24 protein-coding genes are annotated in these 26,722 nt (G+C 60.3%); 15 read left to right on the top strand and 9 right to left on the bottom strand.

Annotated features, from left to right (window positions below):
- The first annotated feature begins 32 nt into the window (after nucleotides 1-32).
- On the top strand, nucleotides 33-1,097 hold the full coding sequence (locus AC5YUO_RS02665; RefSeq protein WP_496154149.1) for a porin: 1,065 nt from the start codon (nucleotides 33-35) through the stop codon (nucleotides 1,095-1,097).
- A gap of 335 nt (nucleotides 1,098-1,432) precedes the next feature.
- Here the strand turns inward: AC5YUO_RS02665 and AC5YUO_RS02660 are convergent, their stop codons facing one another.
- Nucleotides 1,433-3,505 (bottom strand): lytic transglycosylase domain-containing protein, encoded by a 2,073-nt coding sequence (locus AC5YUO_RS02660; RefSeq protein WP_496154148.1) that lies wholly within the window; start codon nucleotides 3,503-3,505, stop codon nucleotides 1,433-1,435.
- Nucleotides 3,506-3,970: 465 nt separating this feature from the next.
- Between AC5YUO_RS02660 and dapA the strand changes: the two genes are divergently transcribed.
- Both dapA and smpB read left to right on the top strand, forming a co-directional pair.
- Entirely contained in the window at nucleotides 3,971-4,855 is an 885-nt protein-coding gene (dapA, locus tag AC5YUO_RS02655) for a 4-hydroxy-tetrahydrodipicolinate synthase (RefSeq protein ID WP_496154147.1), read from the top strand.
- Between the two features lie 161 nt (nucleotides 4,856-5,016).
- Entirely contained in the window at nucleotides 5,017-5,499 is a 483-nt protein-coding gene (gene smpB / locus AC5YUO_RS02650) for an SsrA-binding protein SmpB (protein ID WP_269344152.1), read from the top strand.
- Nucleotides 5,500-5,662: 163 nt separating this feature from the next.
- Here the strand turns inward: smpB and AC5YUO_RS02645 are convergent, their stop codons facing one another.
- Both AC5YUO_RS02645 and AC5YUO_RS02640 read right to left on the bottom strand, forming a co-directional pair.
- Nucleotides 5,663-7,162 carry a methyl-accepting chemotaxis protein gene (locus tag AC5YUO_RS02645; protein ID WP_496154146.1) on the bottom strand — a complete coding sequence of 500 codons (1,500 nt, stop codon included), beginning with the start codon at nucleotides 7,160-7,162 and terminating at the stop codon, nucleotides 5,663-5,665.
- Nucleotides 7,163-7,378: 216 nt separating this feature from the next.
- On the bottom strand, nucleotides 7,379-7,948 hold the full coding sequence (locus AC5YUO_RS02640) for a LabA-like NYN domain-containing protein (RefSeq protein ID WP_003509957.1): 570 nt from the start codon (nucleotides 7,946-7,948) through the stop codon (nucleotides 7,379-7,381).
- Between the two features lie 394 nt (nucleotides 7,949-8,342).
- Between AC5YUO_RS02640 and rpoZ the strand changes: the two genes are divergently transcribed.
- From rpoZ to era, 8 genes are all read left to right on the top strand, one after another.
- Entirely contained in the window at nucleotides 8,343-8,735 is a 393-nt protein-coding gene (gene rpoZ / locus AC5YUO_RS02635; RefSeq protein WP_020009554.1) for a DNA-directed RNA polymerase subunit omega, read from the top strand.
- Nucleotides 8,736-8,867: 132 nt separating this feature from the next.
- Nucleotides 8,868-11,102, top strand: a complete 2,235-nt coding sequence (locus tag AC5YUO_RS02630; RefSeq protein ID WP_400811867.1) for a RelA/SpoT family protein — start codon at nucleotides 8,868-8,870, stop codon at nucleotides 11,100-11,102.
- Between the two features lie 197 nt (nucleotides 11,103-11,299).
- Nucleotides 11,300-11,446 carry a hypothetical protein gene (locus AC5YUO_RS02625; protein WP_003496944.1) on the top strand — a complete coding sequence of 49 codons (147 nt, stop codon included), beginning with the start codon at nucleotides 11,300-11,302 and terminating at the stop codon, nucleotides 11,444-11,446.
- A gap of 442 nt (nucleotides 11,447-11,888) precedes the next feature.
- On the top strand, nucleotides 11,889-12,467 hold the full coding sequence (locus AC5YUO_RS02620) for a DUF2062 domain-containing protein (RefSeq protein WP_400811870.1): 579 nt from the start codon (nucleotides 11,889-11,891) through the stop codon (nucleotides 12,465-12,467).
- Nucleotides 12,464-12,868, top strand: a complete 405-nt coding sequence (gene acpS, locus AC5YUO_RS02615; protein ID WP_496154145.1) for a holo-ACP synthase — start codon at nucleotides 12,464-12,466, stop codon at nucleotides 12,866-12,868. Before AC5YUO_RS02620 ends, acpS begins: the two co-directional genes overlap by 4 nt.
- Nucleotides 12,869-13,076: 208 nt before the next feature.
- Complete coding sequence (gene lepB, locus AC5YUO_RS02610) at nucleotides 13,077-13,823, top strand: signal peptidase I (RefSeq protein ID WP_400811874.1); 747 nt, start codon at nucleotides 13,077-13,079, stop codon at nucleotides 13,821-13,823.
- Nucleotides 13,820-14,539, top strand: a complete 720-nt coding sequence (gene rnc / locus AC5YUO_RS02605; protein WP_400811875.1) for a ribonuclease III — start codon at nucleotides 13,820-13,822, stop codon at nucleotides 14,537-14,539. The genes lepB and rnc overlap by 4 nt, the downstream gene beginning before the upstream one ends.
- A gap of 77 nt (nucleotides 14,540-14,616) precedes the next feature.
- Entirely contained in the window at nucleotides 14,617-15,567 is a 951-nt protein-coding gene (gene era, locus AC5YUO_RS02600; protein WP_496154144.1) for a GTPase Era, read from the top strand.
- A gap of 44 nt (nucleotides 15,568-15,611) precedes the next feature.
- Here the strand turns inward: era and AC5YUO_RS02595 are convergent, their stop codons facing one another.
- A complete protein-coding gene (locus tag AC5YUO_RS02595; RefSeq protein ID WP_496154143.1) occupies nucleotides 15,612-15,833 on the bottom strand; it encodes a hypothetical protein in 222 nt (73 codons plus the stop codon).
- A 78-nt stretch (nucleotides 15,834-15,911) separates the two neighbouring features.
- On the opposite strand from AC5YUO_RS02595, the gene AC5YUO_RS02590 reads away from it, so the two are divergent.
- The 3 genes from AC5YUO_RS02590 to recO all read left to right on the top strand — a co-directional run bounded on the left by AC5YUO_RS02590 (nucleotide 15,912) and on the right by recO (nucleotide 18,031).
- Entirely contained in the window at nucleotides 15,912-16,664 is a 753-nt protein-coding gene (locus AC5YUO_RS02590) for a Crp/Fnr family transcriptional regulator (protein ID WP_496154142.1), read from the top strand.
- A gap of 137 nt (nucleotides 16,665-16,801) precedes the next feature.
- Nucleotides 16,802-17,179 (top strand): response regulator, encoded by a 378-nt coding sequence (locus AC5YUO_RS02585; protein ID WP_400811880.1) that lies wholly within the window; start codon nucleotides 16,802-16,804, stop codon nucleotides 17,177-17,179.
- A gap of 69 nt (nucleotides 17,180-17,248) precedes the next feature.
- Complete coding sequence (gene recO, locus AC5YUO_RS02580; RefSeq protein ID WP_496154141.1) at nucleotides 17,249-18,031, top strand: DNA repair protein RecO; 783 nt, start codon at nucleotides 17,249-17,251, stop codon at nucleotides 18,029-18,031.
- A 2-nt stretch (nucleotides 18,032-18,033) separates the two neighbouring features.
- Here the strand turns inward: recO and AC5YUO_RS02575 are convergent, their stop codons facing one another.
- Nucleotides 18,034-19,248 (bottom strand): MFS transporter, encoded by a 1,215-nt coding sequence (locus AC5YUO_RS02575; protein ID WP_496154140.1) that lies wholly within the window; start codon nucleotides 19,246-19,248, stop codon nucleotides 18,034-18,036.
- Nucleotides 19,249-19,428: 180 nt separating this feature from the next.
- On the opposite strand from AC5YUO_RS02575, the gene AC5YUO_RS02570 reads away from it, so the two are divergent.
- Nucleotides 19,429-20,163, top strand: a complete 735-nt coding sequence (locus AC5YUO_RS02570) for a class I SAM-dependent methyltransferase (RefSeq protein ID WP_496154139.1) — start codon at nucleotides 19,429-19,431, stop codon at nucleotides 20,161-20,163.
- A gap of 206 nt (nucleotides 20,164-20,369) precedes the next feature.
- Here the strand turns inward: AC5YUO_RS02570 and AC5YUO_RS02565 are convergent, their stop codons facing one another.
- From AC5YUO_RS02565 to AC5YUO_RS02550, 4 genes are all read right to left on the bottom strand, one after another.
- Nucleotides 20,370-21,212, bottom strand: a complete 843-nt coding sequence (locus AC5YUO_RS02565; protein ID WP_496154138.1) for an MOSC domain-containing protein — start codon at nucleotides 21,210-21,212, stop codon at nucleotides 20,370-20,372.
- Between the two features lie 11 nt (nucleotides 21,213-21,223).
- On the bottom strand, nucleotides 21,224-21,868 hold the full coding sequence (locus AC5YUO_RS02560) for an HD domain-containing protein (protein ID WP_496154137.1): 645 nt from the start codon (nucleotides 21,866-21,868) through the stop codon (nucleotides 21,224-21,226).
- A complete protein-coding gene (locus AC5YUO_RS02555; protein ID WP_496154136.1) occupies nucleotides 21,865-24,636 on the bottom strand; it encodes a DUF2339 domain-containing protein in 2,772 nt (923 codons plus the stop codon). Before AC5YUO_RS02555 ends, AC5YUO_RS02560 begins: the two co-directional genes overlap by 4 nt.
- 256 nt (nucleotides 24,637-24,892) lie before the next feature.
- Nucleotides 24,893-26,452: a VOC family protein gene (locus tag AC5YUO_RS02550; RefSeq protein ID WP_496154135.1), complete on the bottom strand. Its 1,560-nt coding sequence runs from the start codon at nucleotides 26,450-26,452 to the stop codon at nucleotides 24,893-24,895.
- Between the last annotated feature and the right edge of the window lie 270 nt (nucleotides 26,453-26,722).

The raw sequence follows: 26,722 nt of genomic DNA, 5'->3' as shown, positions 1-26,722 counted from the left end.
TAGAAGATTAAGCGTTTGACTGGAGGTCAACCATGAACATTAAGAGCCTTCTCATCGGCTCCGCTGCAGCTCTCGCAGCAGTATCCGGCGCACAGGCCGCTGACGCTATCGTCGCTGCCGAGCCCGAGCCCCTGGAATATGTTCGCGTTTGCGACGCTTTCGGCACCGGCTTCTTCTACATCCCCGGCACCGAGACCTGCCTGAAGTTCGGCGGTTACATCCGTTTCCAGACCGACTTCGGTCGTAACGAATCCGGCACGTCTGACTGGGATTCGTTCACGCGCGCTCAGTTCGAAATCGACACCCGCACCGACACCGAGCTCGGCGCCCTGCGCGGCTTCATCGGTTTCCGTGGCGAAGCTGACAATGACAGCAACCGTGGCGTCAATGTCGACCAGGCTTTCATCGAACTCGGCGGCCTGAAGGTCGGTTACATGTACACCTGGTGGGATGACGATCTCTCCGGTGAAACCGACATCCTGTCTTCGAACTCCACCCGTGCAAACGCTCTGCGTTACACCTACGACGCTGGCTCCTTCTACGCTGGTATTTCGGTTGAAGAACTTGAAACCCCGCTTGACGCCGACTCGAACCTCGGCATCACCAAGGGCGGCTTCATCGAAGGCCCGAACAACGTTGGTATCAGCGGTATCATCGGTGCCAAGTTCGGCGCTGTTAGCGCAAACCTGCTCGGCTCCTACGACACCGACCAGGAAAACGGTGCAATCCGTGCAATCGTCACGGCTGACATCGGTCCGGGCACGTTCGGTCTCTCCGGCGCATGGGCTTCCGGTGCGAACTCTTACTACGAAGAGTCCGAGTGGACGGTTGCTGCTGAATACGCCATCAAGGCAACTGACAAGCTGACCATCACCCCCGGCGCTCAGTACTTCGGTACGGTTGATATCGGTGCTGACAACGACTTCACCGGCGATCGTGACGCATGGCGCGCTGGTGTAACGTTCGACTACCAGATCACGCAGGGCCTCGCCACCAAGGTTGCTGTTAACTACCAGGACGTTGATGGCACCGAAGGTGTTGACAACGGCGCTGGCGACCAGTGGACCGGTTTCGTTCGCCTTCAGCGTTCGTTCTAATCTGATCTGACATTGTCAGTGATGGAAACCCCGGCAGAAATGCCGGGGTTTTTCGTTTTCATGGCTGGGTGAAAATAGATGTCGTTCGGGCAAAGCGAGCATCGACCAGCCGGCGCCCGCTTTTGACGAATTTGCCCAAAGACAATCGACGCATCTTCGGATCTGTACCGAAGAACTAATCACATTGAATAAAATCAATAGGTTGTAGACATTCGGGGCAGGCCGGGGATGATGCCGGCGCAACTGGATCGACCGGCAATCCGTGCAGTGGCGCCAGTGGAGTACCCGCCGCCCGTGCCGGAGCGCGCAGAGATGGAATAGCTGGCGGCTCCGCCTTATCCCGCCCGCCCATGGCGCAGGTCGTCAACGATATCGGCCTGTTGCCCGAGCCTCGTCTTGTAGACCTGATAATTCTCCATCACCCGCTGCACGTAATTGCGCGTTTCGGGGAAGGGGATGCGTTCGATCCAGTCGACCACCTCGTCGATCGGCTTGCCGCGCGGGTCGCCATAGCGGGCGATCCATTCCGGCACGCGCTTCGGCCCGGCATTATAGGCGATAAAGGTGAGGATATAGGAGCCGCCGAAGCTGTCGATCTGCTCACCGAGATAATGCGCGCCGAGCGTGGCGTTATAGCCCGCATCGGTGGTCAGGCGCGCCTGGGTGTAGGGCAGGCCGTGGCGTCCGGCCACGCCCTTGGCCGTTCCGGGTAGAAGCTGCAGCAGGCCGCGGGCATTGGCGGCGGAGACGGCGGCCGGGTTGAAGGCGCTTTCCTGCCGGGCGATGGCGTAAGCAAGCGCCTTGCCGGAGCCGGCAATATTGGCGCTGGCGGGAATGACGCCGAGCGGATAGGCAAGTGCGGCCGCATCGATGCCGCGGCTGAAGGCCGTCTTGCCGATCTGCAGCGAGACCTGATGATTGCCGTTGCCCTCCGCCCTTGCTGCCAGAATGGCAAGCTCGCCGGGACTGTCGAGCTGTTCCGCAAGCGACCGATAGAGACTGTCGGCTCGCCAGCCGTAACCCGTGGTCTCCAGCCGGTCGATGGCGCGCACGGCCTCGCGGCCGGCGAAACGTTCGCGGTCGCCACTGCTGGGGTTGGGATAGGTGACGTTCAGTGTCTTGGCGCCGATTCGCGCAGCGGCAAGCTGGCCGTAAAACGTGCCGGGATGAGCGGCGGCTTTGGTGAAGAAGTCACGGGCATCGCCCGGTCCGCCAGCCTCCGCCGCCCGTCCGAGCCAATAATAAGCGCGCGAGGCGGAAAGCGGCCGGTTGGACGTCTGGAGCAGCGTGGTGAAGTGACGCGAAGCCGTCGCCGGATCGCGCAGCGCTCGCAGCGCATACCAGCCGGCATGGAACTCGGCATCGGCGGTGTCGACGGCGGAGGTGGCCGAGTGATTGGCGACAATGCGATAGGCCTCGGCGAAATCGCCGAGATCGGCCACACCGCGGGCGATGATGCGCCGTTCGTTCCACCATTCGCCGGGATTGACGAGCTTGGCCGTTTCCTTCGGGGCCTGCCGCAGAAGCACGGCGGCTTCGGGATATTTCTGCTGGTTGCGCAGGTTTTCCACCCGCGCGAAAAGATAGGCGGGGTCGCTGCGCCAGGAGGCGTCGACCTTGCCGAGCAGTGCGGTCGCCGTGGCGGATCGCTGCAGCACGGCAGCCCAGGCATTATAAAGCGACTGCGCCTTGCCGAGATCGCCAAAACGCTTCGCCTGGCTGATGCGGCTGCGATACATCAGATAGTCCATGCGCGCCTTGTGATCGGCAGGGGTCAGATAGGCAGGAAATTCGGCAAGCACACGGTCTTCCATGTCCGTGTCCATGCCTTCGCTGACCCAAAGCTGGCGGATGAGGTTCTGGGATTCGGCCGTTTTGCCGGAGGAGGCGAGCGCCTTGGCAAGCACGACCGTCCCTTCCGCGGTTTCCGGCCGGCTATTGGCGAAGGCGGCGAGCACTTCGGGCGCCGGAGGATCTTCGCGGTAAAGCGCTTTTTCGGAATTGGCGCGCAGGGTGGCGGCACCCGGCCAGCCGGAGAGCTCGCGCTGGGCGGCGGCGATCTCGGCGGAAGCGACGTCCTTCTGGCCGGAAACAGCGATTGCCCAGGTGAGAATATGCCGGTCTAGGCTGCCGGTCGGCATGGTGTTGCGCAACGCAATCGCCCGTGCCGCATCGCGGCTGGAAAGCGCGTCGAGGCCTGCCTTCAGCTGGCTGGTATCGTCGGGACGGTTGAGGCGCGGTATGGCGCCGGTGATTTCAGGCGAGGCCGGCATGAAGGCCGGAACGGTCGGCGCATTCGGTTTGACATAGGGAAGGGGTGCCGCACCTTCCGGCAGCGGCCCGGCCAATGCGTTCCACACGGTTGCGGCAAGGCCTGCCGCCATCAATCCCCAGACTGTCTTTTTCATGCCGTTCTTCATCGTGTAACGGAGTTGCCGACTTTCTTCCAGAGCACGTCCTGTTTAACGGAATCGTTCGACATGCTCTGGCTCTTTGTTTTTCCGCATTTTCCGGACGTAAAACCGCTACGCACTTTTACTGGAAATGCTCTAATATTGCTACATTGCAGCGGGATTGCCGAAAACGGTCTGATGTCCCTCCTCGAAATCTTGGGATTTCAGGCTTAATGAAATGTTAATCGCCGCCCTGCAATTCAATCAACTTTTATTCACCGCCCCGCGAGCGGCGTCTCTTTTCGGCACCTGCTTTTCAGGCTTGCCGATCACGGCCCGGAGACTGTCACACTTCCGACAATTTCGGGCAAAATAGGCTGCCTTTGCGCTTGTCGGCGCCAAGGGCTGGCACTAATGTGTGCCGGTTTTAACCATCGAATGCGGCCGAAGCATGAACCGGCTCGGCGCCAGGAGCTTTGCATGTTCAAGGGATCAATTCCCGCCCTCATTACCCCGTTCACGGACAATGGCGCCGTGGACGAACAGGCCTTTGCCGCCCATGTGGAATGGCAGATCGCCGAAGGCAGCAGCGGACTTGTGCCGGTGGGCACGACGGGGGAATCTCCAACCCTCTCCCACGACGAGCACAAACGTGTCGTCGAGCTGTGCATCGAGGTAGCGGCGAAACGGGTTCCGGTCATTGCGGGCGCAGGCTCCAACAATACCGATGAAGCAATCGAGCTTGCGCTGCACGCGCAGGAAGCCGGCGCGGATGCGCTGCTGGTGGTCACGCCCTATTACAACAAGCCGACGCAGAAGGGTCTGTTCGCCCATTTCTCCGCCGTTGCCGAAGCGGTGAAGCTGCCGATCGTCATCTACAACATCCCGCCGCGCTCGGTGGTGGATATGTCGCCGGAAACCATGGGTGCGCTGGTCAAGGCGCATAAGAACATCGTCGGCGTCAAGGATGCGACGGGCAAGCTCGACCGCGTCTCCGAACAGCGCATTTCCTGCGGCAAGGATTTCATCCAGCTTTCGGGTGAGGATGGCACGGCGCTCGGTTTCAACGCCCATGGCGGCGTCGGCTGCATTTCGGTCACCGCCAATGTCGCCCCGCGCCTCTGTTCGGAATTCCAGGCGGCAATGCTTGCGGGTGATTATGCCAAGGCGCTGGACTATCAGGACCGCCTGATGCCGCTGCACAAGGCGATCTTCATGGAGCCCGGCGTCTGCGGCACGAAATATGCGCTGTCGAAGACGCGCGGCGGCAATCGCCGGGTTCGTTCGCCCTTGATGAGCACGCTGGAACCGGCGACGGAAGCGGCCATCGATGCGGCGCTGAAGCATGCCGGCCTGATGAACTGAGCCACGTCTTAAAAGCCTGAAGGCGCGCCATGGACCGCTTCGAAACAGAAGCCGTTCGGCGCGCCTTTTCTTTTTGCGGCGACAACATTAAATAGAGGTTCGAAAACCGCTCTCGGCGGTAAGCCGAAGGCGCAATAAGAAAAACAAGGGATTGAAATATCATGGCCCCCAAAGGCAGCCAGCGCGTTGTGAACAAGATCGTTGCGGAAAACCGCAAGGCCCGTTTCAACTACGAAATCATCGACACCTATGAGGCAGGGCTGGTGCTGACCGGCACCGAGGTCAAGTCGCTGCGCGAAGGCAAGGCGAATATCGCCGAATCCTATGCCTCGGACGAGGGCGATGAAATCTGGCTGATCAATTCCCACCTGCCGGAATATCTGCAGGCCAACCGCTTCAACCACGAGCCGCGTCGCCGCCGCAAACTGCTTTTGAACAAGCGGGAGATCAACCGCCTGCGCGCCGGCATCAACCGCGAAGGCATGACGCTGGTGCCGCTGAAGGTCTACTTCAACGACAAGGGCCGCGCGAAGCTGGAACTGGCGCTCGCCAAGGGCAAGAAGCTGCATGACAAGCGCGAGACCGAGAAGGAACGCGACTGGAACCGGCAGAAGTCTCGGTTGCTGAAGGGCGGGGCGGCCTAAAGCCCACAGCCCTCATTCCTGTGCTCGTCACAGGAATCCAGCCGACGCGCGTCTGCGCGGCGAGAAGAGTCTTTTCAGCCCAAGGACTTGGGCTGGCTAGATTCCTGTGACGAGCACAGGAATGAGGAGGGGAGAAGGCTGTCGTCCCTGAAATCGATGGTTTTCAAGCAGCCCGATAAGTCCGCTCTACATGCGCCCTCGAAGCCGAAACGCTGAATCGGCTCACAAGCGCCGCCAGATTGGCGCTGACATCGCTCAGATTATGCGTGGCCGCATTGGTTTCTTCCACCATGGCCGCATTCTTCTGGGTCAGATTATCCATGCTGTTGATCGCGGCGTTGATTTCCTGGATGCCGGCGGACTGCTCCTGCGCCGCCTTGGTCAGCGACACGATATGCTCCTGAATATGATCAACCTTGTTGCCGATGGTATTCAGGGATTCACCCGTCTTGTTGACCAGCGAAACGCCCTGCATCACATCCTCGGAAGACTTGGCGATCAGCGTCTTGATTTCCTTGGCGGCGGTGGCGGAGCGCTGCGCGAGCTCCCGCACTTCCTGGGCAACAACGGCAAAACCCTTGCCGGCTTCGCCCGCGCGTGCGGCCTCAACGCCGGCATTCAGCGCCAGAAGGTTGGTCTGGAATGAAATCTCGTCGATGACGGAAATGATTTGGGTGATCTTCTGGGACGATTCCTCGATCGCCCCCATGGCTTTCACCGCATCCGTCACCACATCGCGCGAGCGCGCCGCCTCAATCGCCGAGCTTTCAACGATGGCCTTGGCCTCTTCGGAGCGCTGCGCCGAGAGTTTGGAGATGGTGGTGATTTCCTCCACCGCGGCGGCCGTTTCCTCCAGCGCGGCGGCCTGCTGCTCCGTGCGGCGGGCCATGTCGTCGGTTGCCGAGGTCAGTTCACGCGTATTGCCGGAAATCTTGTTCGCCTCTTCGACGATCTGCGAAAACGCACCGGAGAGATTGCCGACCGCGGCGTTGAAATTGGCGATCAGCCCTTCGAATTGCGGCGCGGTCTTTTCGCCGATGCTGGACGTGAGGTCGCCATTGGCCAGCCTGTCGAGGGCGTTGTTGAGCAGGTCGAGGACATGATCCTGTTCCTTCTTCATCTGCGCCTGCTCGGCCTCCACCTTCTGTCGCTCGGCAGCGAGCACGTCGAGATAGACGGAGATCGAATAATCCATGTCGAGAAGGGCGGCCTTGATGGTGGCGGACAAGGCGTCCTTCACCTTCCTGGCCTTCTTTTCCATAAAGAGGCCCTTCAACTCGGACTCGATCACCGCCTTGACGATACCGTCGAGCATCAGCGCGTAACCGCCGATATACCATCTCGGCTCCAGCCCCAGCCTTGCATGGGTCCGGCCGATGGCGGTCACGGCATTGGTGTAGTCGTCGTTGAAGGTGCCGGAAGCGATCCGCTCCCAATGTTTGAGTTGCATGCCCTTGGCGTGCTGCACATGCGCTTCACTGGAGAAAAACTTCGCCGTCTCCGGCACTGCGCGAACCTTCGTATAAAAACGATCGAGCGACGCATCGAGAGAGCCGGCAATGACGCCCTTCATGTCTGAAAGATTTTGCCTCTCACCGGGGCCGAGCCCCAGAAAATTCAATCTTTCATCGAGCTGTCGGTCGTTTTTGGCTTGGCCGTGCATGTCTTCTTATCCTGCTTTGGCACCCAAATCATGTCTCTGGCGCCGTTGCGTGATTTAGACACGTCTAAAATTAACCAAGATATAATTTCGATTGGCTGGATTTGACGGTTGTTAATTTAAAGGGCGATTTTCCGGCAAGGAGCGGCATGCGCTCAAACAAAACGCGCCCGTCTTTTGGACGGACGCGTTCTTGTCATGTCGGTGGGTAAAGCCGGATCAGACCGTTTCAGGGCCTTCGGCGTGACGCACCGGGCGCTCGTTCGGGTCACGCCCGATTTCGGCCTTCAGCGTCATCAGATCGATGAAGTGGTCGGCCTGGCGACGCAGGTCGTCGGCGATCATGGCGGGCTGGGTGGCCATGGTGGAGACCACGGAAACCTTGCGGCCCTTGCGCTGCAGCGCGTCCACCAGTGTGGTGAAGTCGCCGTCGCCGGAGAACAGAACCAGATGATCGACCGTCTCGGACTGTTCCATGGCATCGACTGCCAGTTCGATGTCCATGTTGCCCTTGATCTTGCGGCGGCCGAGCGCGTCGGTGAACTCCTTAGCCGGCTTCGTCACGACCTTGTAGCCGTTATAATCCAGCCAGTCGATCAGCGGACGGATCGAGGAATATTCCTGATCCTCGATCAACGCGGTGTAATAATAGGCGCGCAGCAGATATCCACGCTTTTGAAAGGCCTTCAGAAGCTTGCGGTAGTCGATATCGAATCCCAGGCTTTTCGATGCTGCATAAAGATTGGCTCCGTCTATGAAGAGCGCAATTTTCTCCCGTGGATCGAACATTCCATCCCATTCCTTTTTTTGGAAAGGCCATTATCTGGCTTTTATATCCGGTCGATAACGCGAAAAATCATTGTCGTATCAACGAATTTCGCGCAAAGCCGTTGCGTTTTAAGTAAGCTACCTTCCCCCGTATTCCAAGACAATTCTTCTAGACATTTTATTCATCAGACGCCAAACATGGGCGATAAGGTGCCAAAAGACGCCAAAGACAGGAAAAACTTGAATTCTGCGGCCAATGGCTGTATCGGAAGCCGGAAAGCTTCGTCGCGAGAGATCGCAAGCGTTTTCCGCAAGGCACGAAGCGCAGATTCAATAGGTTAGAGCAACCCTTGTGCATCCTGAAGACTGCACGGCGCTTTGATCCACGAACATTACGACCCGCAAAGGACAGGCAATGGCCCGCGTCACAGTTGAAGATTGCATTGATAAAGTAGACAACCGTTTCGAGCTGGTGCTTCTCGCCAGCCACCGTGCGCGCCAGATTTCTCAAGGGTCCTCCATCACGGTTGACCGTGACAACGACAAGAACCCGGTTGTGGCGCTGCGTGAAATCGCCGACGAGACCCTGTCTCCCGACGATCTGAAGGAAGACCTCATCCATTCGCTGCAGAAGCATGTGGAAGTGGACGAGCCCGAGCCCGATCCGGTCACGCTCGCCGCCTCCGCCATTGCCGATGGCGAAGACGACGACCAGCCGGAAACCGTCACTTTCGACCAGATGTCGGAAGAAGAACTGCTGGCCGGTATCGAAGGCCTTGTGCCGCCGGAAAAAAATGACGATTATTGATAGGATTTTATGATGCCTTTGGCAGGCGGTGGTTACCGTCTGTCAATAGTTGCCGTCATAATCTGATCCCTATTGATGCAGCATTGTGCGCCGACCCCATGGTTGGCGCGCTTTCTTTTTGTGGAATATCGCATGATGCGGCAATACGAACTCGTCGAGCGGGTTCAAAAATATAAACCGGATGCGAATGAGGCCCTGCTGAACAAGGCCTATGTTTACGCGATGCAGAAACATGGCCAGCAGAAGCGGGCCAATGGCGACCCCTATATCTCGCATCCGCTGGAAGTTGCCGCCATCCTCACTGAAATGCATCTCGACGAATCGACCATTGCAGTCGCGCTGCTGCACGATACGATCGAGGACACCACCGCCACCCGCGCCGAAATCGACGAACTCTTCGGCGAAGACATCGGCCGGCTGGTGGAAGGGCTGACCAAGCTCAAGAAGCTCGACCTCGTCACCCGCAAGGCCAAGCAGGCGGAAAACCTGCGCAAGCTGCTGCTCGCCATTTCCGACGACGTGCGCGTCCTCCTGGTCAAGCTCGCCGACCGCCTGCACAATATGCGCACCATGGAATATATGCCGGCCGACAAGCGCAGCCGCATTTCCGAAGAGACCATGGAAATCTATGCGCCGCTTGCCGGCCGCATGGGCATGCAGGACATGCGCGACGAGCTGGAGGACCTGTCCTTCCGTTATCTCAACCCGGAAGCCTATGAGACGGTGACCAACCGCCTGCAGGAGCTGGAAACGCGCAATGAAGGCCTGATCAAGAAGATCGAGGACGAGTTGCGCGAACTGCTGGTGGCCAACGGTCTGCTTGGCGCCAATGTCAAGGGACGGCAGAAGAAGCCCTATTCGGTATTCCGCAAGATGCAGTCGAAGTCGCTCTCCTTCGAGCAGCTGTCCGACGTCTATGGTTTCCGCATTCTGGTGGATGACATTCCCTCCTGCTACCGGGCGCTCGGCATCGTGCACACCCGCTGGCGCGTGGTGCCCGGTCGCTTCAAGGACTATATTTCCACCCCGAAGCAGAACGATTATCGCTCCATCCACACCACCATCGTCGGCCCGTCGCGCCAGCGTATCGAGCTGCAGATCCGCACCAAGCGCATGCACGAGATTGCCGAATTCGGCATTGCCGCCCATGCGCTCTACAAGGATGGTGAGAACGGGGAGGGCGATCTGCTCTCGCCGGAATCGAACGCCTATTCCTGGCTGCGCCACACCATCGAATCGCTGGCCGAGGGCGACAGCCCGGAAGAATTCCTCGAGCACACCAAGCTCGAACTCTTCCAGGATCAGGTGTTCTGCTTCACGCCCAAGGGCAAGCTGATTGCCCTGCCGCGCGGCGCCACCCCCATCGATTTCGCCTATGCGGTGCATACCAATATCGGCGACACCACCGTGGGCGCGAAGATCAACGGCCGCATCATGCCGCTCGTCACCCGGCTCAACAATGGCGACGAGGTGGAAATCATCCGCTCCGGCGTGCAGGTGCCTCCGGCCGCATGGGAAGAGGTGGTGGTGACGGGCAAGGCCCGTTCGGCCATTCGCCGCGCCACCCGCATGGCCATCCGCAAGCAATATTCCGGCCTCGGTTATCGCATTCTCGAGCGTACCTTCGAGCGCGCCGGCAAAGCCTTCTCCCGGGAAGCGCTGAAGCCCGTGCTGCATCGTCTGGCGCAGAAGGATGTCGAGGACGCCATCGCCGCCGTCGGCCGCGGCGAGGTTTCGTCGCTCGATGTGCTGCGCGCGGTCTATCCCGACTATCAGGATGAGCGCGTCACGGTGAAGATGACCGGCGATGATGGCTGGTTCAACATGCGCAGCGCCTCCGGCATGGTCTTCAAGATCCCCGGCAAATCGCGCTCCGTTCTTGAGGACGATGGCGCGGCCGAAATGCTTGACGGGCCGGACCCGCTGCCCATCCGTGGCCTTTCCGGCAATGTCGACGTGCATTTCGGTGCCGCCGGCGCCGTTCCGGGAGATCGCATCGTCGGCATCATGGAAAAGGGCAAGGGCATCACCATCTATCCTATTCAGGCGCCGGCGCTGCAGCGCTTCGACGATGAACCGGAACGCTGGATCGATGTGCGCTGGGACCTCGATGAGGCGAACAAGTCGCGCTTCATGGCGCGGGTGATGATCAATGCGCTGAACGAGCCGGGCACGCTCGCTTCCGTGGCGCAGTCGATCGCGACGCTGGATGTCAATATCCGCGGTCTCAACATGGTCCGCATCGGTACTGACTTCTCCGAGCTGGCGCTGGATGTCGAAGTCTGGGATCTCAGGCAGCTGAACCAGCTTCTGTCGCAGCTCAAGGATCTCGATTGCGTATCGACGGTGACGCGTGCCTTCGATTGAGGCATTTTTGATCCTTCGCAAATAATGAGAGGCCGTTGCTATGCGCTTAATGCATGGCAGCGGCCTTTTCCTGTCTCTGGTGGTTAATGTGGTTTGCGACTATTTTCTTCTCAGAAATTGAAGAGAAGGAAACGCGGCGTGCCGGTGGATGAACACCGATGAGAAACGCCAGTTCCAAACCGAAAGGACCGAAAATCATGTTTACTCCGCTTCGCAAGATCGCCCGCGCCGTTCGTGGCAAGACGACCCAGGAACGCGAATTCGAATATCTCAGCGGCTCGGTATCGAATGTCGACCTCGAGTTCCGCCAGCGCGAAATCGACCGCGGCCTGTTTCGCCGGTAATGCACTCAGCGCATGGCAGCCCTTCGCCATGCGTATGAGACTCGGAGGGTGTGCGGCAGTTGTTGGCACGCTCGCCCCTGTATCTTGCAAAACTATGTGAATGCGCGCTTCAAGCGATTGTCCCAAACTGGTTGACCAATAGGCCGCAAAAAATCCCGGTTCAGTCCCCTGTCGCAATAGACGACACTAAATTGGGACTGATATTGAAGGCTCGATATTCACTGTATTCGTGACATCCCGCGTCCGTCATGCCGGACTTGATCCGGCATCCAGCCAGCCCAAGTCCTTGGGCTGGAAAGAGTCTTCTCGCCGCGCAGACGCGCGTCGGCTGGATTCCGGCTCAAGGCCGGAATGACGGAAGCGGAGAATACACCTGCAAAAGATCCCTGCGTCGTCTACGATGCTCTTGGCGCGGCCCGGGGGATGAAATAAACTCCCCTCCATGCCGTTTCGCCGCCGTGAACCCGTTGGTTTTTCAGAGAAGATTCGCGACCTCTTCTGGCCGCGCACGGGTTTTTCCCGTTCGCTGCGCTACATGAAGCTGCGTCTGCTCAGGCTTTCCGCCTCTCCGCATTCGGTGGCCGCCGGTGTTGCCCTTGGTGTCGGCGTGGCGTGGACGCCGTTTCTCGGCGTTCATATCATCATCGCCATGGCGCTCGGATTTCTCCTGCGCGTCAATCTCGTGGCGGCCGCGCTCGGCACCACCTTCGCTAATCCGCTGACATTCCCCTTCATCTGGGCATCCACCTGGGAACTGGGGCATTTCATCCTTGGCCGGCAGAAGACGGCAAGTGCGGCGCATGTGGATTTCGTGGCACTGTTCAGCCATCTCGAATTCCGGCAGATATGGACGCCGGTTCTGGAACCCATGACCATCGGTGCACTTCTTCCTGCCGTCATCAGCGCCGTCATTATCTATATTGCCGTCTACGGCCTCATCAGCGGTTTCCAGCGGCGCAAGATGGAAAATCTTGCCCACCGCGCCGCCAATAAGAATGCTTCTCTGGAGATGTTGAAATGATCATTGGATTGGGCAGCGACCTGATCGACATTCGCCGCGTCGAAAAATCGATCGAGCGCTTCGGCGAGCGTTTCACCCATCGCTGTTTCACCGATATTGAACGCGCCAAATCCGATGGCCGCAAGAACCGCGCCGCTTCCTATGCCAAGCGTTTCGCCGCCAAGGAAGCCTGCTCCAAGGCGCTTGGAACCGGCCTTGCGAACGGCGTTTTCTGGAGGGATATGGGCGTCGTCAACCTGCCGGGCGGCAAGCCGACCATGATCCTGACCAATGGGGCAGGGGAGAGGCTGGCGGCCATGCTGCCTGCCGGCCACCGCGCCAATATCCATCTGACGATCACGGATGATTTCCCTTACGCTCAGGCATTTGTGATTATCGAAGCGGTTCCCGTGAACGGGTAAGACCCGGTGAAGCCGCATTGGCGTCCTATTTGCGGACGTGTCACAGAAGCGCTTCCCTTCGGGCTGGAAAGGTTCTAGAGAAGTCGCAGAAATATGAAAGCGTTGCCGGCTGCGTGAAACCGCTTCACCCGCCGCAGGCGCGACAAACAACGGCCCGGAAGCCTTCGTGAAGCCGAAGAAGCCGGGAAACAATCAGGCAGGTCTTTAAGTGTCGGAAAAAGCTGAAAAGAAGCAGAATGCCCTCTGGGAGAACGTCAAGGTCATCATTCAGGCGCTGCTGTTGGCCATGGTCATCCGCACCGTGCTGTTTCAGCCCTTCACGATCCCGTCCGGCTCGATGATGCCGACACTTCTGGTTGGCGACTATCTTTTCGTCAACAAGTTCTCCTACGGCTATTCGAAATATTCGCTGCCCTTTTCGCCGAACCTGTTTTCGGGCCGCATTCTCGAATTCAGCAAGCCGAAGCGCGGCGATGTCGTGGTCTTCCGCCTGCCGCCCAATCCTGAAGTCGATTACATCAAGCGTCTCGTGGGCTTACCCGGTGATCGCATCCAGGTGACCAACGGCGTGCTGTTCATCAACGGCCAGCCGGTGCCGAAACAGCCCGATGGCACCTTCACCTCCGACTACCGCGCCGATCCGGGCGCCAATGTGCCTGTTTTCCGCGAAACGCTGGAGAATGGCGTCACCTATGACACGCTCGATCAGTCGCCTGACTCTCGCGGCGACAACACGCGCGAATTCGTGGTGCCGGAAGGCCATTATTTCATGATGGGCGACAACAGAGACAATTCGCTCGACAGCCGCTTCGATGTCGGTTTTGTACCGGAAGAAAACCTGATCGGCCGCGCCAGCGTCATCTTCTTCTCGCTGGGCAACGACACGCCGTTCAGCCGCATTTGGGAATGGCCTGCCAACATGCGTTGGGACCGCCTCTTCAAGGTTGTGGAATGAGCAAGAGCAAGCCGCTTTCGGCGGACGAGATTTCCCGTCTGGAAGCATTGATCGGATATGAGTTCAAGGAAAAGGCCCGGCTCGACCGGGCCTTGACCCATGCCAGCGCCCGCTCCGCCGCGGCCGGCAATTATGAGCGTCTGGAATTTTTAGGGGACCGCGTTCTCGGCCTCTGCGTCGCCGAATTGCTGTTCTCCACCTTCCGCAACGCCACCGAAGGCGAACTCTCCGTCCGTCTGAACCAGCTCGTCAGCGCTGAATCCTGCGCCGCGATCGGTGATGAGATGGGCCTGCATAATTTCATCCGCACGGGATCGGACGTGAAGAAACTGACCGGCAAGGCGATGCTCAACGTGCGCGCCGATGTGGTCGAAAGCCTGATCGCCACCATCTATCTGGATGGCGGGCTGGAAGCATCCCGCAAATTCATTCTGAAATATTGGCAGGGCCGCGCGACCAGCGTGGATGCCGGGCGACGCGACGCCAAGACCGAGCTGCAGGAATGGGCGCATGCCAGATTTGCGACCACGCCCTCTTACCGGGTTGACGATCGCTCCGGACCGGATCACGATCCCCGCTTTACGGTGACTGTCGAAATTCCCGGCGTAAAGCCGGAAACCGGCGTCGAGCGCTCCAAGCGCGCGGCCGAACAGGTGGCGGCAACACGATTGCTGGAACGCGAAGGCGTCTGGCAGAAGACCTCCACCCGGAACTGAGCGCCCGGCGAACCGGGTGCTGAACATCGAGCGCATGGCGGACCCTTTGGCCGCATGTTGAATACCTCTGACCTTGAATGGATATCATGACCGATCACGAAAACCCCGCCATGACTGGCGAAGACAATGCCCTTCCGACCCGCTCCGGCTTCGTCGCCCTCATCGGCCCGACCAATGCCGGCAAGTCGACGCTGGTGAACCGGCTGGTGGGCGCCAAGGTTTCGATCGTCAGCCACAAGGTGCAGACGACGCGCGCGGTGATGCGCGGCATCGCCATTCACGATAATGCCCAGATCGTTTTCATGGATACGCCCGGCATCTTCAAGCCGCGCCGCCGGCTGGACCGCGCCATGGTCACCTCCGCCTGGGGCGGAGCGAAGGATGCCGATCTCATCCTGCTGCTGATCGACAGCGAACGCGGCCTCAAAGGCGATGCGGAAACCATCCTCGAAGGTCTGAAGGACGTTCCGCAGAAGAAGATCCTCTGCCTCAACAAGATCGACCAGGTGAAGCGCGAAGACCTTCTGAAGCTCGCCGCCGCCGCCAATGAAACGGTTGGCTTCGACCGCACCTTCATGATTTCGGCCACCAATGGTTCGGGCTGCGAAGATCTGATGAATTATCTGGCCGCCGAACTGCCGGAAGGCCCCTGGTATTATCCGGAAGACCAGATTTCCGATCTGCCGATGCGCCAGCTCGCCGCCGAAATCACCCGCGAAAAGCTGTTCCTGCGCCTGCATCAGGAACTGCCCTATGCCTCGCATGTCGAGACGGAAAAGTGGGAAGAACGCAAGGACGGCTCGGTTCGCATCGAGCAGGTGATCTATGTCGAGCGCGACAGCCAGAAGAAGATTGCGCTCGGCAAGAACGGCGATGCGATCAAGGCCATCTCCACCGCCTCGCGCAAGGAACTGTCGGAAATCCTCGAGCAGCCGGTGCATCTCTTCCTGTTCGTCAAGGTGCGCGAGAACTGGGGCGACGACCCGGAGCGCTTCCGTGAAATGGGGCTGGAGTTCCCGCGGGGGTAACCCGCAGGCGCGATATGCGCGACGCGAAAACACACCCGCTTCCGTCATTCCGGCCTTGAGCCGGAATCCAGCCAGCCCAAGTCCTTGGGCTGAAAGAAGTCCTTCTCGCCGCGCAGACGCGCGTCGACTGGATTCCGGCTCAAGGCCGGAATGACGGGCGGGAAATGTTGCGAACCAACGCGAACGTCGAGATTGCCCAAACCCTTCGCTTTTGAGTGTTTGAGGGGGGGCGCGACGCAATCCTTGAACGAACTGAATATCTTCACCCACCATCGGGAACCGAATACGCTCGGGCGGGTTGTTCCAAAACAATTGGGCGCAACCTTTTTCGATGATGGATATTCATGTCGCCAAAAAAACCGAACGGAATTTCCACCACCCCGTGCCAGCAATGTCCCCTGCGCGATCTGCCGCATTTCCGGGATTTTTCCTCTTCCGAACTGGATTTCGTCTCGCGGTTCAAGACGGGGGAGCTGGCGGTGGAAGGCGGCTCCGTCATCCTGATGGAAGGCTCGCATAGCGCCCATCTTTACACCGTTCTGCAGGGCTGGGCTTTCCGTTACAAGACGCTGGAAGACGGCAGGCGGCAGATCCTCAACTATGTCATGCCCGGCGATCTCGTCGGCCTGCAGGGCACGGTGATGGGGGAAATGCAGCATTCGGTGGAAGCGCTGTCGCCGGTCACGCTCTGTGTCTTCGAGCGGTCGCGCCTCAACAACCTCTTCACCGATCACCCGACACTTGCCTATGACCTGACCTGGATCGCGGCGAGTGAGGAACGCATGCTCGACAGCCACCTCCTCAGCATCGGCCGTCGCACCGCGCTGGAACGTGCCGCCTATCTGATCGCGTTTCTTTATCGCAAGGCGAAAGCGGTCAATCTCATTCCCGGCGAAACGCCAATCCCGGTCACCCAGCAACACGTTGCCGACACGCTTGGCCTTTCCATCGTTCACACCAACAAGACCTTGAGAAAGCTGGTCGATCGCGGTCTCATCCGCTGGACGGACAAGGGCTGTATGGTGCTTGACGATGCTGGATTGACCCATGTGGCCGGCTGGGAAAGCGAAGAGAAGCGGCAAAGACCCTTCATCTGATCTTCTTTCGACATGTCTTTTTTAAATGACGATGGAGCCGTAATTTGCGACTCCTGTCCTGATATCTCACGGGAGAATCTTGTCGGAGACCGTGGCTTCGAGCCTTGCGGCCGTCTTTTTTAGGAAGAAGAAAACATATGGTGCCACAACGGGTTATCATCGTTGAGGATGAATATCTGGTGGCGCTCGATGTCGAAGCGGTTCTCCAGTCCATGGGGGTGGACATCGTCGTCATCGCCACCACGCTTGCCCAGGCGCGGCAGGCTGTCGAAGAGGACGGTGCCGATTGCGTGCTTCTCGATGTCAGCCTCACCGACGGCAAGAGTTATGATTTTGCGCGGCGGTTGCGCGAGGCCGGCATTCCCTTCGGTTTCGTCAGCGGTTATGGCGATACGACCGGCTTTCCGGATGATCTCATGCACGCGCCTTTGCTCGGCAAGCCCTTCGGGGAAAACGAAATCGTCGATTTCGTCCTCAACCTGGTCGGCGCGGTCGACGATGCCGTAAAAGAATAACCTTTTGCCGTCAGATCGGCTATGATCGGGCCTGAATCGAAATCCTCTATAGAAGTTCGGACGCGTTTCATGCAGTGGCAGGAAGAGGCAATCATTCTTGGCGTCAAACGCCATGGCGAGACGAGTGTCATCGCCGAGGTGATGACCCCTTCGCGTGGTCGCCATCTGGGGCTGGTGCGTTCCGGCCGTTCCCGCAGCATGCAGCCGGTGCTGCAGGCGGGCAACCGGGGGGATGTCATCTGGCGGGCGCGCCTTCACGATCATTTGGGTGAATTCCGCATCGAGCCGCTGCAATTGCGCGCCGCGCAGCTGATGGAGACGGCGACCGCCGTTTACGGTGTGCAGGCCATGGGCGCGTTGCTCAGGCTTCTGCCGGAGCGCGATCCGCACCCGCATCTCTATCAGGCGCTCGATATCATTCTCGACAATCTCCACGATCCGGTCGATGCCGGGGAATTGTTCGTCCGCTTCGAACTGGCGGTGCTGAACGAACTCGGTTTCGGGCTCGATCTGACCGAATGCGCGGCGACGGGGCTGCGCACCGACCTTATCTATGTATCGCCGAAAACGGGCAGGGCGGTGTGCCGCACGGCCGGTGCGCCCTATGCGGAACGGATGCTGTCGCTGCCGGCTTTCTTAAGCGAAGGCCAGTCGAAAGCCGCCGATCCTGACAGCCTTGCGGCGGCTTTCCGCCTCACCGCCCATTTCCTCAACCGGCATGTCTACGATCCGCGTGGCCTCAACGAAAACGCCGCCCGCGACGGTTTCGTGCAGGCGGCGCTGAAGGCGCTTGAGAGCCGGGGGATTGAGGGCAGGTCGATAACGCCCGCCCTCGTCGATAAAGCCGTATAGTCTCAGGCCATTGCTGGCCGCGGGGCCGGTCGCTCCTGAATGGGCCAATGCACGATGGCCGCAAAAACCCCCATGCCGACGCCCAGCCACCAGACGAGATCATAGGAACCCAGCCTGTCGTAAAGGAAGCCGCCCAGCCAGACGCCGAGGAACGAGCCGATCTGGTGCGACAGGAACACGACACCGCCGAGCATGCCGAGGTGGCGCGTGCCGAACATGATCGCCACCAGCGCATTGGTGGGCGGCACGGTGGAAAGCCAGAGAATGCCCATCACGGCCGCAAAGATGACGACCGAAAGCGGCGATTGCGGCAGAAGCAGGAAAGCGGTGACGGCAACCGAACGGGCGAGATAGATATAGGCGAGCAGATAGGGTTTCGAATAACGCTGGGCGATGACGCCGGCGGCAAGCGACCCGATGATGTTGAAGAAGCCGATCAGCGCCATGGCGATGACGGCGTAGCGCGGTTCGATGCCGATATCGCCGAGATAGGCCGGGAAATGCGCGGTGATGAAGGCCACCTGAAAACCGCAGACGAAAAAGCCCGTGGTCAAAAGCAGATAGCTTTTATGGCCCAGCGCTTCCTTCAGCGCCTCGCCCGCCGTCTGCTGGAACTGCGCCTGCGACTGGCTGCCGGAAGAGGAGTTGCCGCGCATGGGAAAGGCGAGCAGCGGCACGAGCATCATCATCGCGGCAAGCCAGACCAGGCTGTCCGACCAGCCATAGGTGGAAATCAGGCCCTGGCTGATCGGCGCGAACAGGAACATGCCGGCCGAACCCGCTGCCGTGCCGATGCCGAAGGCGAGCGAACGCTGCTGCGGCGTCACATGGCGCGCAAAGGCCGAAAGGATGACGCTGAAGGAACCGGCGGCAATGCCGAGCCCGACCAGCACGCCGCCGCCGAAATGCAGCCAGAAGGGCGAGGTGCCGAAGGACATGCAGATGAGGCCGGCAGCATAAAGCAGTCCGGAAAGCACGAGCACGCGGCCCGTGCCGTATTTATCGGCGATGGCGCCGAAGAAGGGCTGGCCGAGACCCCAGAAGAGGTTCTGCAGGGCCATGGCGAGACCGAAGGTCGAACGGTCCCAGCCCGTATCGGCGAGCATCGGCAACTGGAAAAAGCCCATGGCCGAGCGCGGCCCGAAGGTCATGACCGCGATCAGCGACCCGGCGGCGATAATCAGCCAGGGCATGGTCTGGCGTGTGGCTTGCGACATGAATATTCCCCCATCGCGGCGCCTCGTCCCCCCAGAAAAGGGACATGGCTTGCCGCGGATTCCGCTATGATGGGATGAATATTATCTTTTGTCAGCCGGTCTCACTAGCGACTTTTCTTGACGGCCACTATTCATGCCATTGATGGAATGCCCCACATGCCGGCCACCGGAGAGACGACGATGAAACAGAATATCTACGACGATCTTGGGTTTTTCGAGCGCTACAGCGCCATGCCGCGCTCCGTGGAAGGTCTGCGTCAGGCCGGCGAGTGGCACGAATTGCGCGCCATGCTTCCGCCCTTGAAAGACAGGACCCTTCTTGATCTTGGTTGTGGTTTCGGCTGGCATTGTCGTTATGCCGCAGAGCAGGGGGCGGCCCATGTCGTTGGCGTCGACCTCTCCGAAAACATGCTGCGCCGCGCCGCCGAAATAAATGGCGGGCCCGGCATCGAATACCGCCGCGCCGCAATCGAAGACATCGATTTTCCGCCGGAAAGTTTCGATGTGGTGCTGAGTTCTCTCGCCCTGCATTACGTCCGCGATCTCGACGGGGCATTCGCGAAGGTTTTCGCCGTGCTGAAATCCGGTGGCGATTTCGTCTTTTCCATCGAGCATCCGGTATTCACCGCGCTGGAAAAACAGGACTGGTTTTATGGTGAGGATGGTGAAATCCTGCACTGGCCGCTCGACAACTACCAGAACGAGGGCGTGCGCCACTCCAACTGGATGGCGGATGATGTGGTCAAATATCATCGCACGGTGTCTGGCATTCTCAACTGCTTGCTGTCGGCCGGTTTTGCCCTGACGCATTTGGCGGAACCGCGGCCTGATCCGGCTCTGATGGCCGAGCGGCCGGAACTGAAGCACGAGGATCGCCGGCCGATCTTTCTGATCGTCGGGGCGAAGAAGCCGTGAGGCGATGACCCCTCCGTCTCCTCATCCCTGTGCTTGTCACAGGGATCCAGCCAGCCCAAGTCCTTGGGCTGAAAGGACTCTTTCGCCGCGCAGACGCGCGTCGGCTAAATTCCTGTGACAAGCACAGGAATGAGGGAGAGAGGGTGCTCCAGCCTATAAAAACATTGCACCGTGGCTATGAAGTTCGGTTTGACCGAACCGCCGGCCTACCGCCGCTTGATCGCCCAACCCTCCGGCCTTTCCTCGACCACCTTGGCCACATCACCGACGGACAGCCTGCCTTCCCCGCGCGGCGTCACGTTCCAGCCGAACAGCGGGCCGGGCACGCGCCGGTCTCCGGACATGCGGATGCGGCCCATGGCCTTCATGGGCGAGGGCACGTCGCGGGCGCCGGTTATCTGGTCCTGCGTGGTCATGATGCAGCGGGCGCAGGGTTTGACGAGATCGAAACGAATGCCGCCGATCTCGATGGCCGCCCAGCGGTCCTCCGCCCATGGCTCATCCGTGTCAAGCACGATATTGGGCCTGAAACGCTCCATGCCGACCGCATCCTCGCCATTGGCGCGCATATTGTCGTTCAGCGCGGCAAGAGAGGCGGTGGTGGTGACGAGGATCTGGTAACCATCCGCAAAGGTGACGGGGGTTTCGTTGCCGGTCCATTCAAGGCTGGCAATGCGTTTCGAGGCGTCGTCGAAGAACACCAGCTTCACCTCGCGCCCCAGCCATGCCGAGAGCGTATCGTTGGTTTCGCTATCGGCGATATTGGCGCTGACGATCGATTTCCACACCGCCACATCCATGCGCTCTCCGGAAGGCCGCGCGAAAATCTCACCATCCGCTTCCCGCGAAAGCGCCATGCCGCCATCCTCATGCCGCGCCAGAACCGTGGCAATGGCAGGCAATTCGCGCTGGGTGATGAAATGACCGGAAGGATCGGTCAGCATGGCGCGGCGGTCGCCCGGCAGGCCCTCGGCAGACACAATGCTTTCGGAGAGGGGAATGCCGCGCGCGCTTTTCAGCGGATAGATGTTGAGTTCGGTCACACGCATATCGGGTCTCCTCAAATCTCGTCGAGAAACAGGTCCAGCACCTGTTTCAGCCGCTCATGGCGGGCCTTGGCCATCTGCCGCCCCGTTTCGGTGCGAAAGCCGTCGGCCAGTTTGAACAGCTTTGTTTCGAAATGGTCGATGGCGAAAGCGCGGTCGTCAAGCGGCCGCTGCTTGGCCAGCGGATCGACCGGGTCGTAAAGCGCCGAGCCCATGCGCCCGGCAATATAAAAGCAGCGCGCCGCCCCCACCATGCCGATGGCGTCCAGCCGGTCGGCATCCTGAAGGATTTTTGCCTCCAGTGTCTGCGGCTCGATATTGGCGGAAAAGCTGTGGGTGGTGATGGCATGGGCGGCGGCGTCGATATCCGTCTGCCGCCAGCCGAGCGCTTCAAGAATGCCAGAGGCTTTTTCCGCCGCCAGCCGTGAGGCCTGCGCGCGCAGCGGCGAGTTCTTCTCCACCGCCACGCAATCATGCAACAGCACGCTGGCCGCCAGCACGGTGCCATTCCCGCCTTCGTCCGCATGGATGCGCATGGCATTGCGGAAGACGCGGTGAATATGGGCAAGATCATGCGAGCCGTCGCGGGTATCGGCGGCGTGCGGTATCAGCTCCTGCGCAAGCGCCGCATAGGGCGCGAAAGCCTCGGCCGCGATCATGCCTGCGGCTTCCGGGTGAGGATTTTCTGGTAGAACAGGCCAATGCCGATCAGCACCGCGCCGAGCCCGATGAAGGACAGGGCTCTCAGCACCCCTTCGAGGTTGCTCATGTCGATCAGGAAGGCCTTGGCAACCGAAATCAGCACGAAGGCGGCCGATGCCAGACGCAGGCTGCGGGCATTAAAGCGCGAGCCGAGCACGAGCAGCAACACGCCGATCAGCAGCCAGACCACCGAATAGCTGTAGGTCTCGCCCTGCAGGAAACCCTTCCAGTCGGCGATGTTTTCGCCCTGCCAGAAACGGCGCACCGAAAGGGTTGCCCAGGCAAAACCGAGTGCCGCACCCGCCACCGCCAGCATGCTGACATAGGGCGGCGGACGTTTTCCCCGCGCATAATAAGCAAGCCCACCATAGGCGAGCGCCGGCAACAGGTAACCGATCAGCAGCAGGTTGAGGAACGGGATGCTGCCGGTATTTTCGCCGGTGAAATAGGGGTTGAGGGTGAAGAAATGCATCGTCAGCACATTGATGACGGCAATCACCCCGGCAATCATCGAACCGTATCGGAAGACGGGGCTGGGGCTCTTCAGATCCAGCGTCATCAAGACGCCCGAGAAGCCGATGGTCAGCAGCGTGTAGATCGACTGTTCGCCAAGCGTCGGCACGCTCTCATCCAGCGTGCCGCCATTCATCGCGTGGCGGATGAGGATGGCGACGGCCAGAAGCCCCATGACGCTGGCAATCGCCTGCAGGAAGTTCTTCGCCCTGACCCCCGGCCAGTCGCGCAGCAGCCATGCCGAGGCGACGGCCAGCAGCGCCGGAATGCCATAACCCGGCAGAAGCGCATTGAAGACCGGCGTTGTGCCAAGGTTCTGCGGGCCGACAATGGTAGGTTCCCAGGCGATGCGGCCGAGAACGGCAACGCTTGCCACCGCCATCACCCAGGGCAGCACATCCCAGTTGCGGTGGCGTGTCGCCAGCACATAAACGAAGCCGATGGCGGAAAGCAGCACGGTTGTCATGAGCCCCTCCGTCAGCGTGTGCAGGCAGAGAGCGAAGGCGGCGAAGGAGCCGAGCACGAGAATGTTCAGCGGCTTGCGATAGGCCTCGTTGTTCTGCCGGTGCAGCCATTCGGCGCCTGCAATCAGCACCAGTCCAAGGCCGAGGCCATAGGCCGCGTGCAGCCAGTCACGGCCGAGATTGCCGTATTCGACAAAGCTCGCCGTCGCGAGCCAGACCGGGAAGAGCGCAGCGATGCCGGCCCAAAGCTGTGCGAAATCCGCATCGTCAGCGCCTTTGCGTTTCAGGAAGGAGAAGGCGCACAGCACGAAGACGGCCCCGAGGCCGAGCGCCATGGCGATTTCCGCCGTGTAGCCGACCGACACCGGCGGAAGGGAAACGGACGTATCGTTGATGAGGCCGATGAAGTCGATGCCCTGCCGCGACATCAGCGACACGGCAGCCTGTGCGCCAAGTGCTGCGATAATGGCGGGCCAGACCGCATAATGGCGGGCGGCGCCAAGGGCCGCCAGGGCGGCGATGAGCGCTGAGACGATGAGCGCCGGATGGGTGTCGATCCTGCCGTCGGCAAAGAGGAAGCCGATTGCCGGCAGGATCACGGCCATCGATACGGTGAGATTGAGGGCAAGCGACGGGCGCAGCAGAAGCCGCATGGCGCGGATGGCGCGCCGCTCGGGAGCGGCGGTTTCGCCGGTCTCGGCAGGCGGCGCGTCGAGCGTCTTTCCGGGCCAGAGGAATATGGTTCCCGCCAGCATGACGAGCAGGGCAAGCGTTGGCGGTTCGGCGCTGATCGTTTCGGAAAAGCCGATATAACCGAGCGCCCATAGGCCAAGGCCGGCATTGGCAAGCGATGGAACCACGGTCCAGCCCTGCCTGCGCGCCGCTGCCGCCGTCGCCAGCCAGGAGACGGTGAGGAAAACGAAGAGCGCCCAGATATTCGGCGTTTCGGTGGAAATCAGCGCCGGTGTCAGCATCGAACCGAGAAGGCCGAGACCGGCCAGCGCCTGTCCGTGCAGCAGCGAAAGGCCGATGGTGGCGAAGGCGACGAGCCCAAGCAGGCCAAAAGCCGTTCCAGGGCCGATATAGCCGTAAATGCCATAGGCCGCGTAAACCACACCGAACAGCGTCAATGCGCCGGCCGCCGTCAGCACGCCGGGTATCATGGCGTTGGAATAGGTGGTGGCAATGCCCGGAACCGCCTTGCGGCGGACAGCCTCGCCGGCAAGCCCGAGAACGAGGCCGAAAATGGCGGCGAGCGAAAGCCTGACCGCCGGGCTGAGCAGCCCCGATTCGATCGAATATTTGACGAGGAAAATACCGCCGAGCGCCAGCGCCAGCCCACCGGCCCAGACGGCCCAACGGGCGCCGAGCAGGCTTTCGAAGCTTTCCTTCGTCGCCGGTGCGGATGCCGCCTCACTGGCGGGAGCTGCGGGTGCTTCCTCGCGGACGGCGTCTTCCGCTTGCGCCATGGCGGCGGCTTCCTGCTGCTCGGATGCGTATTCAGCCTGGGAGGCTGCGTCTTCCGCAGGCGTCCTGCTTTCCTCTTCCGCCTCGAAATCCGGTTTTGCCGTGGATTCCGCGCTCTCTACCTGCGCCGCCACGGGAGAGGTCACGCCCGCAGCCATCAGCCGTTTGAGGCTGAGAACCTCCCCTTCCAGCGACTTGATTCGACTTGAATTGCGGATGCTCGCGACCAGCGTGTAGATGAAGGCCGCGACGAGGGCGAGGATAAACAGCGGGATGTCCAAACGGATTCTCCAATTACCAAGCTGTTTTTAAAGCCCTTTTGGTCAATTTATGCAAGGCCCGGTTGATGGATGATATGGGTGGCGAAGGAGCGGGCGTGTGCCGCCTGTTTCTTCTCCCCGCCGGGGAGAAGTCCGCGGCAGCGGGATGAGGGGGTGAGGGTGGAGACAGGCCGAGAGCTTGCCCCCTCATCCGACCCTTCGGGCCACCTTCTCCCCGGCGGGGAGAAGAAATAGGTGGCACACGCACCGCCTCAAATCAGGAAACATCCGCCAGCCAGCGCCGCGCCGCTTCGATATCGGCAAGCCCGAGTTCGTGCCCGTCCTCAACCGTTTCCATCTCGGCACTTGCGCCGCTCGTGGCCAGCTGGCCCTGCAGTTCATGCGCCCTGTCGAGATATTTGTCCCGTTCTCCCGCCAAAAGCAGGAAATTGCGGCCGGAAAGATCGGTCTGCGGCCATGTTTCCAGAACCGGCATCGGGCGATAGAGCAGCGCATCTCCGGCAAGTTCGGGATAAAGCGCGGCAAAGGCCGCATAGAAATTTGCGCCATTGGAATGGCCGATAAACCGCAGTTTCGAACGGTCGAGACCATAGGACCGTATCGCCGCCTCCACGAAGGCGGCGAAGGCTTCCGCTTCCGAGACGATATCCTTCTGGTCGAAGCTGAAATCGGGATTACGGCGGAACCAGCGGGCGATCTCTTCTTCCGTGCTGCGGCCGCGCACGCCGAGAAGCGTTGCGCGGGGCGCTGCCCGGTGCGCGAGCGGCATCAGGCTCGTTTCGCTGCCACCGGAACCGTGCAGCAGGATGATGGTGCTGCCATCAGGCTCCTCGGGCGTGTAGAAACGGTGCACGAAGGGCAGGTCGCGATAGACGACGCGCTCTTCGCCCGGCATTGCAAATTGCGGCAGGGCGACACGCACATCCGCCTCGTCCTTCATGAAGAGCGGCGGGATGAACAGTTTTTCGCCGAGCGATTCCAGCGGTTCATCCACCGTCATGCCCGGACCGTCGGTCGCCATTTCGATCAGCACGCCGCCCGGTTCACGGACATAAAGCGAGTGGAAATATTTGCGGTCATGGGCGTTGGTGGTGCTGGAATTCAGCGATTTCAGCCCCGTGAGAACCGTGTTCAGCTCATCCATGTCCTTCGCGCGGAAGGCGATATGGTCGACCGTGCCGGTGCCGGGCGCGCTGGACCAGAATCCGGTCGCGTCGCGCACGTCGATAATGTCGCCGCTGTCGGAGACGAGCCGGCGGATCGCGCCCGCCTGGCTTTCCTGCCGGTAACCGAAATGTTTCTCCAGAAACGCCACGGTTTCTTCCGGCACCTCGCTCAGCACCGTCGCGCCATAGATTCGGCGAATGGCATCTTCTGCGGAAATATCGTTCGTCACATGCGGCGTGGCATCGGCAAAGGCATGGGTGCCGACCAGCTTGACGATCAGGCCGTCAGGATCTTTCAGCCGGATCACCGGAGCGCCGAATTCATCGGTGGGACCTTCCGCCCGGATGCCAAACTTCAATGCGCGTGTCAGCCAGAAGCCGATTGCGGCGGGATCGATGGCCACGGAAATTTCCAGCGTCTGGCCGTAACCGACGCGGCCCTGGCCGCCATCTTCCCAGACGAGAAATGTCAGAAGGGAGCCGGGCGAGGCGATGTCGTCGCCATAGAGCAGGTGAAGCTGCATGGCGTCTTCGAAACCGGCCGTGCGCTTGGCCAGCCGCAAGCCCAGAAAGCCGGCGTAAAAATCCACATTCGCCTGCACCTTCCGGGTAATCATGGTGATGTGGTGTATGCCCAGTGCAGAATTCATCTTGCCGTCCCGCTGTTTCGCCTGCTGTTCGTGGCCCTATTTGTCGCACGCTGCCCCTGATCCGCAACCCCGGCAAATGAGAACGCTGTGTTCTCTGCGTGAACGATGCTGCTTTCACTTCGTTGCATGCGCGATGGGCAGAATGCCGGCTTTTTACCTGTCTTGTAGGCTTTTGTGCATATAAAATAAGCATACAAAATAACGGCTATTTTGTATGCAATTTTATCTTGCCTTGAGGGCTGGAATTGGGTCTTATGCAACCAATCCAAC

Source organism: Agrobacterium sp. LEGMi-208b, assembly GCF_059511785.1.
The sequence above is the reverse complement of the archived record's forward strand: the minus strand, read 5'-3'. Positions and strand labels throughout refer to the sequence as shown.

Excerpts from the sequence above, each read along its gene's own strand:
- AC5YUO_RS02665 (WP_496154149.1), top strand. The coding sequence starts at position 33 with ATGAACATTAAGAGCCTTCTCATCGGCTCCGCTGCAGCTCTCGCAGCA.
- AC5YUO_RS02660 (WP_496154148.1), bottom strand. The coding sequence starts at position 3,505 with ATGAAAAAGACAGTCTGGGGATTGATGGCGGCAGGCCTTGCCGCAACC.
- dapA (WP_496154147.1), top strand. The coding sequence starts at position 3,971 with ATGTTCAAGGGATCAATTCCCGCCCTCATTACCCCGTTCACGGACAAT.
- smpB (WP_269344152.1), top strand. The coding sequence starts at position 5,017 with ATGGCCCCCAAAGGCAGCCAGCGCGTTGTGAACAAGATCGTTGCGGAA.
- AC5YUO_RS02645 (WP_496154146.1), bottom strand. The coding sequence starts at position 7,162 with ATGCACGGCCAAGCCAAAAACGACCGACAGCTCGATGAAAGATTGAAT.
- AC5YUO_RS02640 (WP_003509957.1), bottom strand. The coding sequence starts at position 7,948 with ATGTTCGATCCACGGGAGAAAATTGCGCTCTTCATAGACGGAGCCAAT.
- rpoZ (WP_020009554.1), top strand. The coding sequence starts at position 8,343 with ATGGCCCGCGTCACAGTTGAAGATTGCATTGATAAAGTAGACAACCGT.
- AC5YUO_RS02630 (WP_400811867.1), top strand. The coding sequence starts at position 8,868 with ATGATGCGGCAATACGAACTCGTCGAGCGGGTTCAAAAATATAAACCG.
- AC5YUO_RS02625 (WP_003496944.1), top strand. The coding sequence starts at position 11,300 with ATGTTTACTCCGCTTCGCAAGATCGCCCGCGCCGTTCGTGGCAAGACG.
- AC5YUO_RS02620 (WP_400811870.1), top strand. The coding sequence starts at position 11,889 with ATGCCGTTTCGCCGCCGTGAACCCGTTGGTTTTTCAGAGAAGATTCGC.
- acpS (WP_496154145.1), top strand. The coding sequence starts at position 12,464 with ATGATCATTGGATTGGGCAGCGACCTGATCGACATTCGCCGCGTCGAA.
- rnc (WP_400811875.1), top strand. The coding sequence starts at position 13,820 with ATGAGCAAGAGCAAGCCGCTTTCGGCGGACGAGATTTCCCGTCTGGAA.
- era (WP_496154144.1), top strand. The coding sequence starts at position 14,617 with ATGGATATCATGACCGATCACGAAAACCCCGCCATGACTGGCGAAGAC.
- AC5YUO_RS02590 (WP_496154142.1), top strand. The coding sequence starts at position 15,912 with ATGTCGCCAAAAAAACCGAACGGAATTTCCACCACCCCGTGCCAGCAA.
- AC5YUO_RS02585 (WP_400811880.1), top strand. The coding sequence starts at position 16,802 with ATGGTGCCACAACGGGTTATCATCGTTGAGGATGAATATCTGGTGGCG.
- recO (WP_496154141.1), top strand. The coding sequence starts at position 17,249 with ATGCAGTGGCAGGAAGAGGCAATCATTCTTGGCGTCAAACGCCATGGC.
- AC5YUO_RS02575 (WP_496154140.1), bottom strand. The coding sequence starts at position 19,248 with ATGTCGCAAGCCACACGCCAGACCATGCCCTGGCTGATTATCGCCGCC.
- AC5YUO_RS02570 (WP_496154139.1), top strand. The coding sequence starts at position 19,429 with ATGAAACAGAATATCTACGACGATCTTGGGTTTTTCGAGCGCTACAGC.
- AC5YUO_RS02565 (WP_496154138.1), bottom strand. The coding sequence starts at position 21,212 with ATGCGTGTGACCGAACTCAACATCTATCCGCTGAAAAGCGCGCGCGGC.
- AC5YUO_RS02560 (WP_496154137.1), bottom strand. The coding sequence starts at position 21,868 with ATGATCGCGGCCGAGGCTTTCGCGCCCTATGCGGCGCTTGCGCAGGAG.
- AC5YUO_RS02550 (WP_496154135.1), bottom strand. The coding sequence starts at position 26,452 with ATGAATTCTGCACTGGGCATACACCACATCACCATGATTACCCGGAAG.